General features: G+C 67.1%; 1 protein-coding gene. It reads left to right on the forward strand.

Translation table 11 applies throughout. The annotated features are described in order from the left end of the window. Nucleotides 1-452: 452 nt before the first annotated feature. Nucleotides 453-19,397, forward strand: a complete 18,945-nt coding sequence (locus H7993_RS11755) for a BapA/Bap/LapF family large adhesin (protein WP_185794493.1) — start codon at nt 453-455, stop codon at nt 19,395-19,397. The last annotated feature ends 8 nt before the right edge of the window (nt 19,398-19,405 follow it).

Raw genomic sequence — 19,405 nt, forward strand, 5'->3', positions numbered from 1 at the left:
TCGCGCAAGCGCTTCAATGAGTGATGAATCGATTATCTACCCTTACTTGTTGCGCAAACTAATATCGCGCCACTGAATTCGCCTCCACTCCTTCCAATGATGGCGATGTGATATTCAAGAATTGTTATAAATCGTCAGCTCTTGAGTAGCATCACGTACTAGCCTAACCAATAGATGGCGCAGCGCCATAAAGCAGTAATCAAGTTTAAGGTTTTGCATAAGTCGATCTAAAACAAGCAGTTAAAAGTTTAAGGTGGGCTCGTCATGGAAAATTGTCAATTGTTCATCGTGCAGCCGGGCTGTTACGGATGAATCGCCCCAGTGTGCAGCATCCCGTTCGGGACAAGTACTAGAAGAGACCTTGAATCACTGGCGTCGGTCGGCGCCCAGTGTGAGTGAAGTTGTTTGTGTAGTGCCCCGTAATGCACTGCAAGAATCTGCTAGGAGTAGGTATGGACAGTATCGTTGTTGCTGCGAAGTCGGCGCAAAGCACCTCGGAAATCGCCTGGGGCAATATAAAGCTGTTGGATACCAGTCTGGTTAAACTGCCAGTGGATCCCAGCGATGTCGCTTCGGCCACGCGTTCCGGCAACAACCTGACCATCACCCTCAAATCCGGCGAGCAGATAACGCTCGGAGACTTCTTCAAGGTCGATGCGGCCGGGCAGCAGAGTGAATTGGTCTTCGAAGGCCAGGACGGTTTTCTCTGGCAGGCCAACTACGGTGAACCCTTCACCGGCTTTACCTTCTCCGAAGCCTCGACCGTGGACGAATTGCTGCTGGCCGGTGCGGCCGCCAGCGGTGCCACGCCTGGCTGGTTGCTCGCTGCGTTCGGCCTGGTAGGCGTAGGCGCCACCACGGCTGCAGTGGGCGGCGGAGGCGGCGGCGGTGGTGGCGGCGGCGCGCCCGTACCGCCCGTGGAACCAGTACCGCCCGTTGATACGACGGCACCGGGCGCCCCGACCGGGCTCGGTTTCGCCGCCGATGGCAGCAGCGTTTCGGGCAGCGCCGAAAGCAATGCCTCGGTGATCATTCGCGATGCCCAAGGCAACGTGGTCGGCAGCGGCACCGTGGGTGCCGATGGCAATTTCCAGGTGGCGTTCCCCACGCCTCAGGCCAATGGTGAATCGCTGGAAGTGATCATCACCGACGGCTCGGGCAACAGTTCGGACCCGGTGGTCATCACCGCACCCGATATCACTGCGCCCGCAGCGCCCGGTGCGCTGGCGCTCAGTCCCGATGGCAGCACCTTGACCGGCACCGGCGAGCCCGGCGCTACCGTCACCGTGACCACGGCCACCGGCGTGGTCCTGGGCTCGGCCGTGGTAGCGGCCGACGGCACGTTCAACCTGACCCTGACCCCGCCGCAGATCAACGGCGAAGCCTTGAGCGCCACGCAAACCGATGCAGCGGGCAACCAATCGCCCGCCGCAGGCCTGATCGCGCCTGACCTGACCCCTGGCCCTACGCCTGACCCAACGCCTGACCCAACCCCCGACACCACCGCTCCAAACGCGCCGACCGGCCTGGCCGTCAGCGCCAATGGCAGCGTGCTGACCGGTCGCGGTGAGGCCGGCACGGTGGTCAATGTCACCGATGCGGCCGGTAACCTGATTGCCACCGGGACCGTGGATGCCAGCGGCAATTTCCGCGTCGATCTCAGTCCTGCACAGGCCAACGGGCAGGTCCTGGGCGTTACCCTGACCGACGCCTCAGGCAATGTTTCGTTGCCCGCCAACGTGCTGGCCCCGGACATCGAGGCCCCGTCTGCGCCGAGCAATTTGAGCATTGACGGCAGCGGGTTGCTGCTCAGCGGACGTGCCGAAGCAGGCGCTACCGTGGCGGTGCGCGACGCTGCCGGCAAACTGCTCGGCACCGGTACGGCCAACGCCAGCGGCATCTTCCAGATCACCTTGAGCGCTGCCCAGATCGACGGCGAAACCCTCAGCGTGGTGGCCACCGATGCGGCGGGCAATGCGTCGCTGCCTGGCCAGTTGCAGGTGCCGGACCTCAGCGTGTCCGAACCGATCACCGATTTCGTCGTCAGCGCCGATGGTTTCTCTTGCGGCGGCCGTGGCCAGGCCGGCGACACCGTGACCATCACCAACGCCGCTGGCGACGCCATCGGCAGCGCAGTGGTGAATGCTTTCGGCCGCTTTTTCATCCGTTTTGCCCTGCGCCTCACCCCCAATGAACCGATCACTGCCACGCAGACCGACGAGAACGGTAACGTCACCTCCACGTTCAGCATGTTGGTGCCTGATGACATCGGCCCCGGCACCCCAGACAACCTCAACCTGAGCCAGGACGGACTGACCCTGACAGGTACCGGCAATGCCGGCGATACCGTGCGTGTCTTCACCAGCCAGGGCGTGTTGCTGGGCAGCGCCATCGTCAACGTCGATGGCAGCTTCTCGATTACCCTCGGCCAGGCCCAGACCAACGGCGAGACACTGACCCTGATAGCCACCGATTTCGATAACGAAACCTCGGTGCCGGTGCCCTTCGTTGCGCCCGACAGCACAGCGCCAGCCGCCGTCGGCAACATCGGTTTCAATGCCGATGGCACGACCCTGACCGGTATCGGCGAGCCTGGCGCCACCGTGACCGTGCGCAATGCCCAGGGCAACGTGGTAGGCACTGCTACGGTCAATGCCGCTGGCAATTTCGTTGTGAGCCTGTCCCCGGCCCAGGCCGATGGACAAGTGCTCAGCGTCAGCCAGACCGATGCCGCCGGCAATCCTTCGGTTGCGGTACCGGCGACGGCGCCGGACATCACCGCCGGCGTGGACCTCAGCGAAGTGGCTATCAGTGCCGACGGCAGCCTGGTGAGCGGCCGTGGCCAACCGGGCGATACCATCACTGTCAGTGGCGCGGGCGGGGTGCTGCTGACCACTGGCGTGGTGGCTGCCGATGGTACCTTCAACCTGTCCCTGGCTCCGCCACAGACCAACGGCCAGGCGCTGCTCATCGGTCAACAGGACGCCGCCGGCAATGCCTCGGCCAATGTCGCCCTGACCGCACCTGATCTGGAAGCACCGGTGGCGCCGAGCAACCTGGCTCTGAATGCCGGCGGTACCGTGCTCTCGGGTGTGGCTGAGGCCGGTACCACGGTGTCGGTCAAGAATGCGGCGGGCACGGTGCTGGGCACGGCGCTGGTTGCGGCCGACGGCACTTTCCAGGTAACCCTGTCGAGTGCCCAGGCCAACGGCCAGGCACTGACGTTGAGCGCCGTGGATGCGGCCGGCAACAGCTCGCCATCGGTTCCCTTTACGGCGCCGGATACCACCGCGCCGAATGCGGTCACCAACCTGCTGATCAGCGCCGACGGCCTGACCCTGACCGGGCGCGGCGAGCCGGGTGCCACGGTGACCATCAGCAATGCTGCAGGCGTGGTGATCGGCATCGCCACCGTCGGCGCCAACGGCAATTTCAGCACGGCGCTGGCGCCGGCCGCCGTCGAAGGCGACCTGCTCAGCGCGGTGCAAGCCGACGCCGCCGCGAACGTCTCGACCCCGGTCTTCATCACGGCACCCGACGCGATTGGCCCGGGCACGCCTGGCAATCTGGCATTGAGCAGCGATGGGCTGCAGTTGACCGGCACCGGCAGCGCCGGCAACACCGTCAACGTCTTCGGCCCGCAGGGCAACCTGCTGGGCACAGCCATCGTGGCCGCCAACGGCACGTTCGTCATTACCCTGACCCAAGCCCAGACCAACGGTGAAGTGCTGTCGGTGGTCGCCACCGATGCGCTGGGCGAAGCCTCGGTGCCGGTCGAAATCACCGCCCTCGATTCGACCGCGCCTGACCCGGTGAGCGGCGTCGCCATCAGTGCCAATGGCAGCACCGTGACCGGTAGCGGTGAAGCGGGCGCCAGCGTCACCGTGCGGGGCGCCAACGGTGCGGTGATCGGTACCGGCACCGTCGCCACCGACGGTACCTTCAGCGTCGCCTTGAACCCACCGCAACTGAATGCCCAGCAGCTTCAGGTCAGCCAGACCGATGTATCGGGCAACAGCGCCACCGCCGTCGACCTGACCGCGCCCGACCTGACCGCACCGGCCGCGCTCTCGCAATTGGCCGTGAGCAACGACGGCCTGACCCTGACCGGACGCGGCGAAGTCGGCGCCACCGTTACGGTGCTCGCGCCGAACGGCGTCGCGCTGGGCACGGCAACGGTGGGCAGCGACGGCTTGTTCAGCCTCACCCTGAACGCCGCCCAGACCAACGGCCAGAACCTCAGCGTCAGCCAGAGCGACGCTGCCGGCAACCGCTCGCCCATCGCCCTTGCGCAAGCACCCGACACCGATGCGCCTGGCGCACCCGGTGCCTTGCAGCTCAACGGCAGCGGAACCGTATTGACCGGCGTGGGCGAGGCGGGTGCCACGGTGCGCGTGGTCGGTGCCAATGGCGTCGAGCTGGGCAATGCCGTGGTCGCGGCTAACGGTACGTTCCAGGTCAGCCTGTCCCCGGCCCAGGCCAACGGCCAGTTGCTGGAGGTCACCCAGACTGACGGCGCCGGCCAGACTTCGGTGCCGGTAGCGATCACCGCCGCTGACAGCACCGCTCCCGGTGCCTTGGCCAATGTGCTCCTGAGCCGTGATGGACTGAGCGTGACCGGTACGGGTGAGAGCGGGGCCACGGTCACCGTTCGCGCGGCCAACGGCGCCGTCCTTGGCAGCGCCGTGGTGGGCAGTGATGGCACCTTCAGCGTTGGCCTGGCCAGCGCTCAAGTCAACGGCGAACGCCTGGGCGCCGCCCAGACCGACCCAAGCGGCAACGTCTCGCCGACCACCTTCGTCACCGCTGCCGATGTGACTGCGCCCGGCGCCCCGGCGGCCCTGGCGCTGGACGCCAGCGGGCTGGTGCTGACCGGTACCGGCGAGGCGGGCGCCACCGTGCGCATCACCAATGCACAAGGCACGCTGCTGGGCACCGGCACAGTGGCAGCCAATGGAACCTTCAGCATTACCTTGAGCGCGGCCCAGACCAATGGCCAGAGCCTCAAGGCCGTGGCCACCGATGCGGCCAGCAACAGCTCGGCGGCCAGCACCCTGGTCGCCGCCGACACCACCGCGCCGCTTGCGGTCGGCAACCTGGCGATCAGCGCAAATGGCCTGACGCTGTCGGGCACCGGTGAAGTGGGCGCCAGCGTCGCGGTGCGGGCCGCCAACGGCGACCTGATCGGCACCGGCACCGTCGGTGCCAATGGTATTTTCGTCATTGCACTGAATCGTGCGGCGCTGCAGAGCGACGTCCTCAACGTGATCGAGACCGATGCGGCCGGCAATGCGTCGCCACCCGTGACTGTCAACGGGCCGGACGGCAACGAGCCGGCGGCCCCCGGCAACCTGGTGATCAGCCTCGATGGCGTGACGCTCACCGGTACTGCTCTGGCCGGCAACACCGTGACCGTCGTCGATGCGCAAGGCGCAGTACTCGGCTCGGCCGTGGTCAATGCCTCCGGCCAGTTCAGCCTGACCCTTTCGCCGGCGCAGAACAACGGCGAGCTGCTCAGCGTGCAGGCCAGCGACGGCGTGCGCGTGTCGGTGCCGACCCTGCTCACGGCGCTGGACGTCACTCCACCCGATGCCCTCGACAACGTCCAGCTCAGCGCCAATGGCAGCACCTTGAACGGTACGGGTGAGGCCGGTGCCACGGTCAACGTGCGCGGCGCCCAGGGCCAATTGCTCGGCACCGGCACGGTCGGCAGCGATGGCACCTTCAGCATCGCTTTCACCCCGGCACTGATCGACCGTCAGGTACTGACCGCCACCCAGACCGATCCGGGTGGCAATGTCTCGGCCGCGGTCAGCGTGACTGCTCCGGACTTCACCGCTCCGCTGGCTGCGTCGGGCTTGAGCCTGAACGCTTTGGGCACGGTGCTCAGCGGTGTCGGCGAGGCGGGCACCACAGTCGCCGTGCGTGATGCAGCGGGCGTGATCATCGGCAACGGTAGCGTGGCCGCCAACGGCACGTTCCAGATCACCCTGACCACGGCGCAGCTGACCGGCACCACTTTGCAAGTGACGTTGACGGACGCGGCAGGCAACGTTTCGCCCTCGGCGGCGCTGCCTGTCGCCGACGTTACCGCACCGGGCGTGGTGACCGGCCTGCAGCTCAATGTGGCGGGCACGCTGCTGACCGGCAAGGGTGAAGTGGGCGCGACGGTCAGCGTGACCGCAGCCAATGGCGCGGTGCTTGGCAGCGCCGTCGTCGGTGCAACCGGCAGCTTCGTTGTCAATCTGGTACCTGCGCAAGCCAATGGCGAGGTGCTCGATGTGCAGCAGGTGGACGCTGCGGGCAACCTGTCGCTGCCGGTGGCGCTGGTCGCCGCCGACGTGACCGCGCCCATCGCTTTGAGCACTGTTGCCATCAGCGCCAACGGCGCGGTCGTCACCGGTGTGGGTGAAGCGGGGGCGACCGTGCGGGTATTGACCAGTGCCGGTGGCGAACTGGGCACTGCGACGGTCGGCGCCGATGGGCGCTTCTCGGTCACCCTGAGCACGCCGCAGATCAATCTGCAGTCGCTCACCGTGACCCAGGCCGATGCCGCCGGCAACCTGTCGGCCAACGTCAACCTGACTGCGCCTGACCTGCAGGCGCCGAGCGCGCCCACCAACGTCGTGCTGACCGCGCAAGGCTCGGCCGTCACCGGCCAGGCCGAGCCGGGCACAGTGGTGTCGGTGGTGGTCAGTGACGCCCAGGGCAATGTGCTGGGCACTGCGACCGTCGCCGCCAACGGCACTTTCCAGGTCAACCTGAACACGCCGCAGACCAATGGCCAGACGCTGCTGGTGACCTCCACCGATGCCGCCGGCAACGTGTCCACCTCGATCACCGTCATTGCCGCCGACCTCACCGCGCCCAACCTGGCCACCGACCTTGCGGTCAATCCTGCAGGTACGCTGTTGGCCGGCAAAGGCGAAGCCGGTGCCACGGTCACCGTGTTCGATGCCCAAGGCACGCAGATCGGTACCGGCACCGTCGGGCCGACTGGCAGCTTCCTGGTCACCCTGACACCCGTCGCACAGAACGCCGTGCTGAGCGTGACGCTCACCGACCGTTTCGACAATGTTTCGCTGCCCGCCAGCGTGACGGTGCCCGACGCCAACGGGCCCGATCAACCTACCGCGCTGGTGCTCAGCGCCGACGGTCTGCGCCTGAGCGGTATTGCCGACGCGGGCAATACCATCACCGTGCGCGGCCCCACTGGCGTGCTGGGCACCACTACGGTCAATGCCGATGGCACGTTCCAGCTGACCTTGAGCGCGGCGCAGACCAATGGCGAGCAACTGGATGTCGTGGCCAGCAGCGGTGGCTTCAATTCGCTGCCCGGCCAGCTTACCGCCATCGACAGCACAGCTCCGGCGCTGACCAATGTCGTCATCAGCAATGACGGCAGCCTGATCACCGGGCGCGGCGAAGCAGGCGCCACGGTCACCGTACTCAACCCGGCCGGCGTGACGATTGCCACGGCCATCGTCGGCATCAGCGGGCAGTTCAGTGTGACGCTGACGCCGCCGCAGATAGATGCGCAACGCTTGCAGGTCAACCAGGTCGACGGGGCGGGCAACAGTTCGGTGCCGGCCACTGTGACCGCACCGGACCTGACCCTGCCCGGCAGCGTGCTGCAGCCGCTGGTAAGCGCCGATGGCCTGGTGGTCAGCGGGCGTGGCGAAGCAGGTGCCACGGTTACCGTGTTCGCCAGCAATGGCGCGGTGCTGGGCACCGGCGTGGTCGATGCAAATGGTCTGTTCAGCGTCAACCTGAATCAAGCCCAGAACAATGGCCAGACCCTTACTCTGTCGCAACGCGACCCGGCCGGCAACGAGTCGGCAGTGGTCAGCGTGCAGGCAGGCGATACCCTGGCTCCGTTGGCGCCCGCTGCGCTGGTACTCGACAGCACCGGGTCGTCGCTCAGTGGTACCGGCGAGATCGGTGCAACCGTTCAAATCAGAAATGCCAACGGCGACCTCGTCGGCAGTGGCGTGGTAGGCGCCAATGGCCGCTTCCAGATCAGCCTGGACACGCCGCAGGCAGCCGGCCAACTGTTGGCCGTCACGCAGAGCGATGCGGCGGGCAACACCTCGCCAGCCACACCGCTGAGCGCCCCGGACACCACCGCGCCGACCGCGCTGCTCAACGTCGTGCTCAGCAACGACGGACGGCTGGTCAGTGGTACGGGTGAGGCGGGAGCCAATGTGACCGTGCGCAGTGCCGCCGGTGTGTCGTTGGGCAGCACTGTGGTGGCCGCGGACGGCAGCTTCACTGTCATTTTGAGCAGTCCGCAACTCAATGGTCAGACGTTGTCGCTGGTGCAGGTCGACGCCGCCAGCAACGTCTCGCCTACCTTCAGCCTGCAGGCAGCCGACATCACCGCTCCGGCAGTGCCTACCGGGCTGTCGCTGAGCCTGGCGGGTACGCTGCTTTCGGGTGTCACCGAGGCAGGTGCTACCGTCAGCATCACCGGAGCCCAGGGCCAAGTCATCGGCAGCGGCGTTGCCGGCAGCGATGGCACCTTCGCCATTACCCTGGCGTCTGCCCAGGCCAATGGCCAGGCCCTGCGCGTCACGGCCACCGATGCCGCAGGCAATACCTCGGCGTCGGCCACCCTGCTGGCAGCCGACATCACCCCACCGGTCGCGGTCAGCAATCTGGTGGTCAGCGCCGACGGCACCTTGCTCAGCGGCTCGGGCGAGGCCAATGCCACGGTGCGCATCACCGCCGCCAACGGCGATCTGCTCGGCACCGGCACGGTGAACGCGAACGGTACTTTCCTGATTACCTTGAACCGGCCCGCCACCCTCAGCGACGTGCTGACCGTGATCGAAACCGATGCCGCCGGCAACCCCTCGCTGCCGGCGCAGGTCAACGGCCCGGACGGCGGTGCGCCGATCGCTCCGGCCAATCTGCTGCTGACCCTGGAAGGCGCGATCCTGACCGGCACCGGTTCGGCGGGGGCGCTCATCCGCGTTACCAGTACCACGGGCGTGCTGCTGGGCAGTGGTACGGTCAATGCGTTGGGTACGTTCAGCATCCTGCTCGATGCCCCGCAACGCAACGGCGAAGTGCTGAGCGTGCAGGCCAGTGACGCGATTGGTCGTGTCTCGATTCCGGTGTCGCTGACTGCCGGAGACACCACCGCGCCCGACCTGCTTGCCAACGTCCAGCTCAGCGCCAACGGCGCGCTGGTTACCGGCAACGGCGAGGCAGGCGCGCAAGTCACCGTGCGCAACGCGCTGAACCAGTCTGTCGGCACCGCCACGGTGGCCACGGACGGCACCTTCACGGTCAACCTGGTGCCGGCCCAGACCAACCTTCAGGTGCTCACCGTGACCCAGGCCGATGCGGCCGGCAACCTGTCGCTGGGCGTGACCCTGATCGCGCCTGACCTGACCGCGCCCGCAGCGCCGGTCGCGCTGGTGCTCAACGATGTCGGCACAGTGTTGACCGGCGCCGGCGAGGCGGGTGCCAACGTGGTGGTGCGCAACGCCCTGGGCGTCCAGGTCGGCACCGGCACCGTGAACGCCAACGGCACGTTCCAGATCACCCTGGACGCGCCGCAGATCGACGGCGGTACTCTGAGGGTCACCCTCGGCGACAGCGCGGGCAACCTGTCCGTGGTGGGCAGTGTGGTTGGCCGCGACACCCTTGCACCGGTGGCGGTGGTGGCGCCTGTCATCAACGCCGACGGCAGCCTGATCACCGGGCGCGGCGAAGCGGGTGCGACCGTCACCGTCACCAGCGTCGCCGGCACCGTGCTCGGCTCGGCCGTGGTTGCCGCCAATGGCACGTTCAGTCTGGTGCTCGATTCTCCCCAGGCCAACGGCCAGCTTCTGGACGTGCTGCAGACCGACGCGGCCGGCAACGCCTCGGTGCCGGTTGCGCTGCAGGCGCCGGACATTACTCCGCCCACCGCGCTCAGCGAAGTGCTCATCAGCGCCGATGGCCTGGTGGTCAGCGGTCGCGGCGAGGCCGGTGCTTCGGTTCGCGTATTGCTCGGCAACACCGAGCTGGGCCGCGCCGACGTCAATGCCAGCGGGCAGTTCACCATCACGCTGAACAATCCTCAGGTAAACCTGCAGCAGCTCACTGTCAGCCAGGTCGATGCCGCCGGCAATTTCTCCGCCAACGTCACGCTGATCGCACCGGACCTGCAGGCGCCGGCAGCGCCGACCGATGTGGTGCTCACGCCGCAGGGCGGGGCGGTGATCGGCAAGGCAGAACCCGGCAGCGTGGTCTCGGTCGTGGTCAGTGACGCCCAGGGCAATGTGCTGGGCACGGCCACGGTCGCGGCCAACGGCACCTTCCAGGTCGACCTGGCGTTCCCGCAAACCAACGGCCAGACGCTGCTGGTCACGTCGACCGATGCCGCCGGCAACACCTCGACCAGCATCACCGTGATCGCCGCCGACCTCACCGCGCCGGATGCGCCCATTGCCTTGGGCGTCAGCCTTGATGGTCTGACCGTGGTTGGCCAAGGCGAAATCGGCAGCACTGCCACCGTGCTTGCCGTCAACGGCGACGTGCTCGGCACCGCAGCGGTCGGTCCGAACGGTATTTTCACAGTCGTGCTGCTGCGCGCCGCCAGCGAAAACGAGGTGCTCAACGTCACCTTGACCGATGCGGCCCGCAACGTGTCGACGGCAACCGTCGTGGTCGCCCCGGATGTCAACGGTCCCGATCAACCCACGGCGCTGCTGCTGGGCGGCAACGGCCTGACCCTCAGCGGGCAGGGCGATGTCGGCAACACCATTACCGTGCGCAGCGTGACGGGCGTGGTACTGGGCACGGCAGTGGTGGACGCCACGGGCAATTTCCAGGTCGCACTGAACGCGGCCCAGACCAATGGTGAAACCCTCGAAGTCATCGCCACCAGCGGCGCACTGGTATCGCTGCCTGCGCTGATCACGGTGGCCGACACCACGCCGCCCGGCCTGATCAGCAACCTGCTGGTCAGCCTCGACGGCACCCAGGTCACCGGGCGCGGCGAGGCCGGCTCGATCGTCACCATTCGGGGCCCCGACAACGCCGTGCTGGGCACGGCGACGGTCGGCGTCACCGGCGCCTTTACCGTGTCGCTGAACGTCGCGCAGACCAATGGTCAGGTGCTCAGTGCCGTGCAGGTGGACGGCGGCAACAACCCATCCACAGCCGTGATCGTGGTTGCTCGCGACAGCACGCTGCCCGACGCTCCCGCAGCGGTGCTCAATCCTGCCGGCACCCTGGTGACCGGCACCGCCGAACCCGGCACGCGGGTCACGGTCATCGTCAGCGATGCTCAAGGCAATGTGCTGGGCACTGCCACGGTGGCCGCCGATGGCAGCTACGAGGTCGACCTGGGCACCGCGCAGGCCAACGGCCAGACCTTGCTGGTGACCACCACCGATGCCGCCGGCAACGTGTCCGCCAGCACCACGCTGTTCGCGCTGGACACCACCCCACCTGCGCCGGTCACCGCGCTGGTGATCAGCCCGAACGGCGATCTGCTGGCTGGCCGCGGCGAGCCGGCTGCCGAGGTGACCGTGCGCGACGCGGGCGGCACCGTGATCGGTATCGGCGTGGTCGGTGCCACGGGCAGCTTCCTCATCACCCTCACTGCCCCTGTCGCCCCAGGGGACGTGCTCACCGTCCTACAAGAAGATGCCGCGGGTAACGCGTCGGACGACGTGGACGTAACCGCACCCGATGGCACCGGCCCGGACCAACCCAGCGCGCTGCTGCTCAGTGGCAACGGCCTGCAGCTGAGCGGTCTGGCCGATGCTGGCAATACCGTGACCGTACGCAGTGCCACCGGCGTGGTGCTGGGCACCGCGGTGGCCGATGGCAACGGTGCTTTCACGGTCGCGCTGTCGAGCCCGCAGCTCAACGGCGAACAGCTGGAAGTGGTTGCCAACCTCGGTGCGCTGGTCTCGGTGCCTGCGCAGGTGCAGGCCCTCGACCTGACCGCGCCGAGCGCACTGACCGATCTGCTGGCCAGTGCCGATGGCACCCAACTGACCGGTCGCGGCGAAGTGGGCGCCACCGTTACCGTACTCGCGCCCGATGGTACTGCGCTGGGCAGCGTCGTCATCGGCGTTACCGGCACCTTCACCGTACCGTTCGCGGTCGCGCAACTGGGCGGCGGCAACCTTGCGGTGTCGCAGACCGATGTGGCCGGCAACCTTTCGCCAACGGCGCTGGTGCCGGCGGTGGACAGCACGCCGCCTGTGGCTCCTACCGCTGCCGTCGACCTCAACGGCGGGGCAGTGGTGGGAGTTGCGGAACCGGGCACCGTGGTCACGGTGATCGTCAGCGATGCCCAGGGCAATGTGCTGGGCACCGCCACGGTCGCGCCCAACGGCAGCTACCAAGTCGTTCTGGGGGCGGCGCAGACCAATGGCCAGACCTTGCTGGTCACCTCTACCGACGCGGCGGGCAACGTGTCGTCGACCACCCTCGTGGTCGCACCCGACACCACTGTGCCGAACCCGGTCACCGACCTTGTGGTCAGCGCCGACGGCGCGCTGCTGACCGGTAAGGGCGAAATCGGCGCGCAAGTCACCGTACTCGGCGTGGGCGGTATTTCGGTCGGCACGGCCACGGTCGATGGCAACGGCAATTTCACCGTGACGCTCAATCCGATTTCCGGCGACCGCACCTTGCTCAGCGTCACCCAGGCCGACCCGGCCGGCAACGTTTCGACCGTCGTTACGGTCACCACACCGGACACCAATGGCCCGGATGTACCGACCGCACTGCTGCTCAGCACTGATGGCCTGCAGTTGGTGGGCCAGGGTGATGTCGGCAACCTGATCACCGTGCGCAACCTGCAGGGGACCGTTCTGGGCACTGCGATCGTCGATGGCAGCGGCGCCTTCCAGTTGCAGCTTTCTGCTGCCCAGCTCAATGGCGAGATCCTCCAGGTCACGGCCGCCGACGGCGCGCTGACCTCGCTGCCGGCGCAATTGACGGCGCCGGACGTGACCGCCCCCACCAACCTTGGCGCACTGTCGGTCAGCCTCGACGGCACGGTGCTGAGCGGGCGCGGCGAAGCCGGTGCAACCGTGGTGATCACTGGCCCTGGCAACGTGATGTTGGGCACCGCCGTGGTCGCAGTGACAGGGGTGTTCGTCGCCAACCTGGCCACGCCACAACTCAACGGCCAAGCCTTGAGCGTGGTGCAGACCGACCTGGCCGGCAACGCTTCGCTGCCCCTCGTCACGCTCGCCGGCGACCGTACGCCACCCGCAGCGCCGGCCGATCTGGCGGTCATCAACCAGGGCCTGGTGCTGACCGGCACGGGCGAACCGGGTGCAGTGGTTACGGTCACCAACGCTCAGAACGTCATTCTGGGCACCGCCACGGTCCTGCTCGATGGCAGCTTCCAGGTGGTGTTGAGCCAGGCGCAGGTCAACGGCCAGGCCCTGGGCGTGACCCTGACCGATGCCGCGGGCAACGTGTCGGTGCCGGGCGCCGTTCTGGCGGGCGACACCACCGCACCGGTGCCTTTGACCAATATCGCCATCAGCAATGACGGCGCATTGACCAGCCTGTTGACCGGCAAGGGCGAGCCCGGTGCCGTGGTCAGCGTGACCCGGCTGGACGGTACCTTACTGGGCAGCGGCGCGGTCTCGGCGGCGGGCAATTTCAGCGTCACTCTGACGCCAGCGGTGATCACCGGCGAGCTTCTGAACCTGGTGCAGACCGATGCCGCAGGCAATGTCTCGCCGATCGGGACGATCAATTCGCCGGACACCACTGCACCCGAATTGCTGACCCAGGTTGCAATCAACCTCACCACCGGGGCCACTGTCACCGGCCGGGGAGAGCCTGGCGCCACGGTGACCGTGCGCGACGCCGCCGGTGTAGTCTTGGGCAGCGCCCAGGTGGCAGCCGACAACAGCTTCGTTGTGACCCTGTCGCCGGCGCAGATCAACAATCAGCCGCTGACCGTGGCCCAGACGGATGTGTCCGGCAACGTGGGTGCGAACACCCCGATCTTCGCTCCGGACCTGACCCCACCGGCTGCGCCGACGCAACTGCTGCTCAATGCCAGCGGTACCGTGCTCAGTGGCGTGGGCGAAGCCAATGCCACCGTGCTGGTGAAGAACGCGGCAGGCGTGACCCTGGGCACGGCGACCACCGTAGCGGCCGATGGTACCTTCCAGGTGACGTTGCCGGCGCAGCTCAACGGTCAGTCGCTGGTGGTGACGCTGACCGACGCGGCTGGCAATGTCTCGGGCCCAGGCAGCCTGCTGGCCGGCGACACCACGCCGCCGGCGGCGCCGACCATTCTGGCGCTGAACGCGACCGGCACGCTGCTCACCGGTACCGGCGAGCCCGGCGCGCAGTTGATCATCCGCAACAACCTCAATGTGTCGGTGGGCACCGGCACGGTCAACGCCGATGGCACCTACAGCGTCACGCTCGGCGTGGCGCAGATCAACGGTGAAGTGCTCAGCGTCCGCCAGGTCGATGCCGCCGGCAACGCCTCCGCTGCGGTCACCATTACTGCCAGCGATCTCCAGGCTCCGACCGCACTGGTCAACCTGGCGGTATCGACCAGCGGCCTGCAACTGACCGGCAGCGGCGAAGCGCTCGCGCGCATCGTGGTCAAGAACGTGCTGGGTGTGCAGATTGGCGCGGCGACTGCCGATGTCGACGGTAATTTCACCGTCAACCTGGCTACCCCTCAACTCAACGGCCAGGTGCTTGTCGTGACCCAGGCCGACGTGGCTGGCAACGTCTCGCTGCCGTTCAACTTTGCCGTACCGGATGTCACCGCGCCACTGGCATTGACCCTGACGGCGGTCAGCGCCGACGGTCGTATCGTCACCGGGCGTGGCGAAGCCGGCGCGACGGTGACCGTCACCGGTCCGCTGAACGCGACACTGGGCACCGCCGTGGTCGCCGCAGACGGCACCTTCAACGTGACCCTGAGCACCCCGCAGACCAACTTCGAAGCCTTGCTGCTGGTCCAGCGCGACGCTGCGGGGAACACCTCTGCCGGGGTCACCGTCAACGCCCCTGACCTGACCCCACCGGCGCTGCCGGCGGGGCTGGGCCTGAGCGCCAACGGTCTGCTGTTCAACGGCACGGCGGAGGCGGGCGCGAGAGTGTTCGTGAGCAACGCTCAGGGCGCTGCGCTGGGCAACGTTCTGGTCGGCGCCAATGGCACCTTCAGCGTGCCGCTGAGCCTGGCACAACTCAATGGCGGGACGCTGGAGGTGTACGCCCAGGATGCCGCTGGCAACAAATCCGCGCTGGCACGTTTGACCGTTCCCGATATCACCCCACCGAGCCTGGCCACGCAACTGGTGGTGAATGCCGCTGGCACCGTGCTCACCGGCAAGGGCGAGGCCGGGGCGACCGTGACTGTCGGGTTGCTGGTCGGGCAGACCCCTGTGGTGCTTGGCACGGCGGTGGTCGACGTCAATGGCAACTTCCAGGTGCCGCTGCTGCCGGCTGCCCTCGGTGGTCAGCTGTTGACCGTGATCCAGACCGATGCGGCGGGCAATCCTTCGGCTATCGCCTCGTTGAACATTCCTGTGGAGCTGCCACCGGCCGCGCCGCAGGTCAGCACCATCACCAGCAACGGCGTGACCCTGACCGGCACCACCGAGGCGGGCACTACCGTGGTGGTGCGCAACGCCGCCGGGACCGTGCTCGGCACCGGTGTCACCACCGGTACCACCTTTACCGTGACGCTCAATCCACCCCAGGCCAACGGCCAGGTGCTCGAACTGCACGCCACCAAAGGCGCGCTTACGTCGATCGCGACCTTCTACACCTCGGTCGACAGCACCGCGCCGGTGCCCATCACCGCACTGGACGTCAACGGTACCGGAACGCTGGTTACCGGCCGGGGCGAGGTGGGCGCCACCGTGCGGGTCACCAATGCCGCCGGCGTGGTGGTAGGCACTGGCGTGGTCGGTTTGAACGGCAGCTTCGCCGTGGTACTGCCAGTGGCCCAGGCCAACGGCGGTACCCTGACGGCGGTGCAGGTGGATGCCGCGCAGAACGTGTCCACGGCGGTCAGCATCGCCGCGCCCGATATCGTCGCACCCGTGGCACCGGTGATCACCGGCCTGAGCAATGCCGGGCAGACCCTCAGCGGTACCGGTGAAGCCGGTGCCATCGCCACCGTCTACAACGCTGCAGGGGTTGCCATCGGCACGGCCACCGTGCTGCCCAACGGCACCTTCGCGGTCACGTTGAGCAGCCCGCAACTCAATGGCCAACTGCTCAGCGTCAAGCTGGCCGATGCCGCCGGCAATGTGTCGGTGGGCACGCCGTTCCTGGCACTCGACACCACCCCACCGACGGCGCTGGTCAACGTCGCGCTGGCCACCAATGGCAGCAGCGTGAGCGGGCAGGGCGAGGCCGGCGCGCGGGTGACCGTCAACGTTGGCGGCGTGGCATTGGGCAACGCCGTGGTCGATGCCAGCGGCAACTTCAGCGTCGGCCTCAGCGCCGCGCAGCTCAATGGTCAGCAACTGACCGTGGTGCAGACCGATGCCGCCGGGCTGACGTCGCCGATCACCACACTCACGGCCCGTGATGCCACCGCGCCGAACGCACCGACCGCACTGTTGCTGGTCGGCGGTGTGAGCCTGAGCGGCGTCGGCGAAGCCAACAGCACCGTCAAGGTCTACGGGGCCAACAACGCTCTGCTGGCCGAGGGGCCGGTGAATGCGCTGGGTCTGTTCACGGTGACACTGGCTGCGCCGCAGCTCAACGGAGGCGCGCTGCGCGTGACCCTCACCGATGCGGCCGGCAACGTGTCCGCAGCGGGCCAACTAGGTGTGGCCGACACCACGCCACCGGCTGCGCCAACCGCCACTATCAGTGCCAGCGGCACAGTGGTGTCGGGCACCGGCGAGGCGGGGGCCACCGTCACCGTGCGCAGTGGCGCCAGCGTGCTGGGCACGGCGCTGGTCGCCGCCAACGGCACCTACAGCGTTACCCTCAATGCCGCGCAGATCAACAGCCAGGTGCTGACCGTCAGCCAGGCCGATGCCGCCGCCAACGTTTCGCCGACGGCCACCACCACCGCGCCGGACCTGACCCCACCGAGCCTGGCCACCGGGCTGGTAGTGGCGGGCGATGGCCTGACCCTGCGCGGTACCGGCGAGCCGGGCGCCACGGTCAGCGTCAAGGCTGCCAACGGCGTCGTGCTCAACGTAGCGCCGGTCACCGTGGGGGCTGATGGCACCTTCACCGTGGCCTTGAACGCCGCGCAGATCAACGGCGAGCGCCTGAGTGTCACGCTCACCGACGGGCGCGGCAACGTCAGCGCCGGCGCGGCTGTGGTGGCACCGGACATCGACGTCAACGAACCGGTGATCGCCTCCAACAACCTGGCAACCGCTACGGTCAACATCACGCCGGTCACGGTGGCCAGCGAGTACACCAACACCAGCGTCAGCCTGCTGCTGGGCCAGGTGAAGGCGTTCGGTTTCACGGTGGCTGCCGGTACCGTGACCGATCCGTTGATCACGGTGACCAACAACGCCTTGCTCGGTGTGCTGCCAGCTTCGGCCTTCGCTCTGGAGGTGCAGAACGCCGCCGGTAACTGGATAACCCTGGCCAACAGCACGACCAATCCGCAGTTGCTCAATCTGATCGGGCTGGGGACTAACCAGGTGCAGGCCGACATAGGCTTGCTGCAAGCCGGCAACTATCGCCTGACGGTCGCCAGCAGTCTGGTTTCGCTGCTCGACAGCCTGACCACGCAGATCCAGTTCGTGACCACCAGCCTGACCCAGTTCACCGGCACCCCGGCACCGTTGGACGGTAACGTCATCACCGATCCCGGTGTGAACGGCCTGGCCGACCGCACCGGGCCGGACAACGGTGCGGTGTTGCAGGTACTCAAGAACGGCACCTACGTGACGGCCGGTGCGGGCACCATGGTGCAGGGCCTGTACGGCCAACTGACCATCGACAGTACCGGCAAGTACACCTACAACCCGAGCGGGGCAGTCGCCAGCGTGGGCAAGGTCGAAGACTTCCAGTACCAGTTGGTGCACCCCAATGGCTTGAGCTCGACGGCCCATCTGTACGTGCGCATCGACAGCGCCAACGTCAACGAAGTGTGGAACCCCAACAACCTGGCCGCCAACGCCACGCTGGTGGATGCCATCAATGACACCGCAGCGAGTGCCTTGAGCCTGGTCGGCCAGTTCACCGACACCACGGCCACGATCGGTCGCTATGACAGCAGCTTGCTCGGCGGTCGCGGCGAGTTCACGTTCACCGTGGCGCCGAACACCTTGAGCGACCTGACCTTGTCGGTCACCGGCAGCGGCCTGTCGCTGCTGTCGCCGGTCAACTTCGTGCTGTCCAAGCTGCAGGCCAACGGCACCTATGTTCAGGTAGGGTCCTATTCGGGTGCCAACCTGATCGCGATCGGCAGCGCTGGCCTGGGTGTGCGCGTCGAGGACCAGACTGCCGGCACCTACCGCCTGGTCGTCACCAACGGTGGCCTGGGAGTGGCATCGAGCTACACCGCCGCAGTACGTCAGGAGGCGACGTCCACCAGCACCTTCGTGGTCGGCAGCGCCACCACGGCGGTGGGCAACCTGCTGACCGGGGCGGGCGCCGATGTACTGGGTTCCTCGTACACCTCGCTCAGCGTGCTGAGTGCCGGCGCCTTCGTTCTGCCTGGGGTCAACGGCGTCACCATTGCCGGTGCCCATGGCGCGCTGCTGGTCAATGCCGATGGCAGCTATGCCTATACACCGACTTTGAATCAGGGCAGCGCCGTTATTGGCCAGACCGACGTGTTCACCTATCAACTCAACCACCCCACCGGAGCCAGTGATACCGCCACCCTGACCATCAACCTCAACAACGCCGCCACGCCGGCCACCTTCGCGCGCCTGGCGTCGTTCACCAGTGACGACACCAGCGCCGATCACGCTGCCGTTGCCGGCAGCGACCGGCACGACCCGCAAGGCACTTCGGGCGATGATCTGCTCGATGGCGCCCAAGGCGGGGCGCTGACCTTGCACGGTCACGACGGCAACGACACCATCGTCATCTACGACCAGACGTTCGCCTCGGTCGACGGCGGTGCCGGGACCGATACGCTGAAGTGGAGCGGTGGCGATGCCGACATCGACCTGAGCAACCTGGCAGCACGCATCAACAACATCGAGGTCATCGACCTGAACCAGTCCAGCAAGGTCAATCTGACCTTGAGCTTGAGCGACCTGCTGTCGGTCACCGACGCCAGCACCGACAAGCTACTGATCCTGGGCGACAGCCACGACACCGTGCACATGACCGGCGCAACCTGGGCGCCGGGCGCCACACAGACGGACAACGGCGTGCAGTACAACGTCTACACTCCCCAGGAGGACCCCTCGCACCATCTGTGGGTCCAGAGCGGTATCAGTGTCGTCTGATACCCGCT

This window comes from Pseudomonas baltica, from assembly GCF_014235765.1.
Lineage (GTDB): Bacteria > Pseudomonadota > Gammaproteobacteria > Pseudomonadales > Pseudomonadaceae > Aquipseudomonas > Aquipseudomonas baltica.

Coding starts and splice junctions, on each gene's coding strand:
- H7993_RS11755 (WP_185794493.1), top strand. CDS start 453: ATGGACAGTATCGTTGTTGCTGCGAAGTCGGCGCAAAGCACCTCGGAA.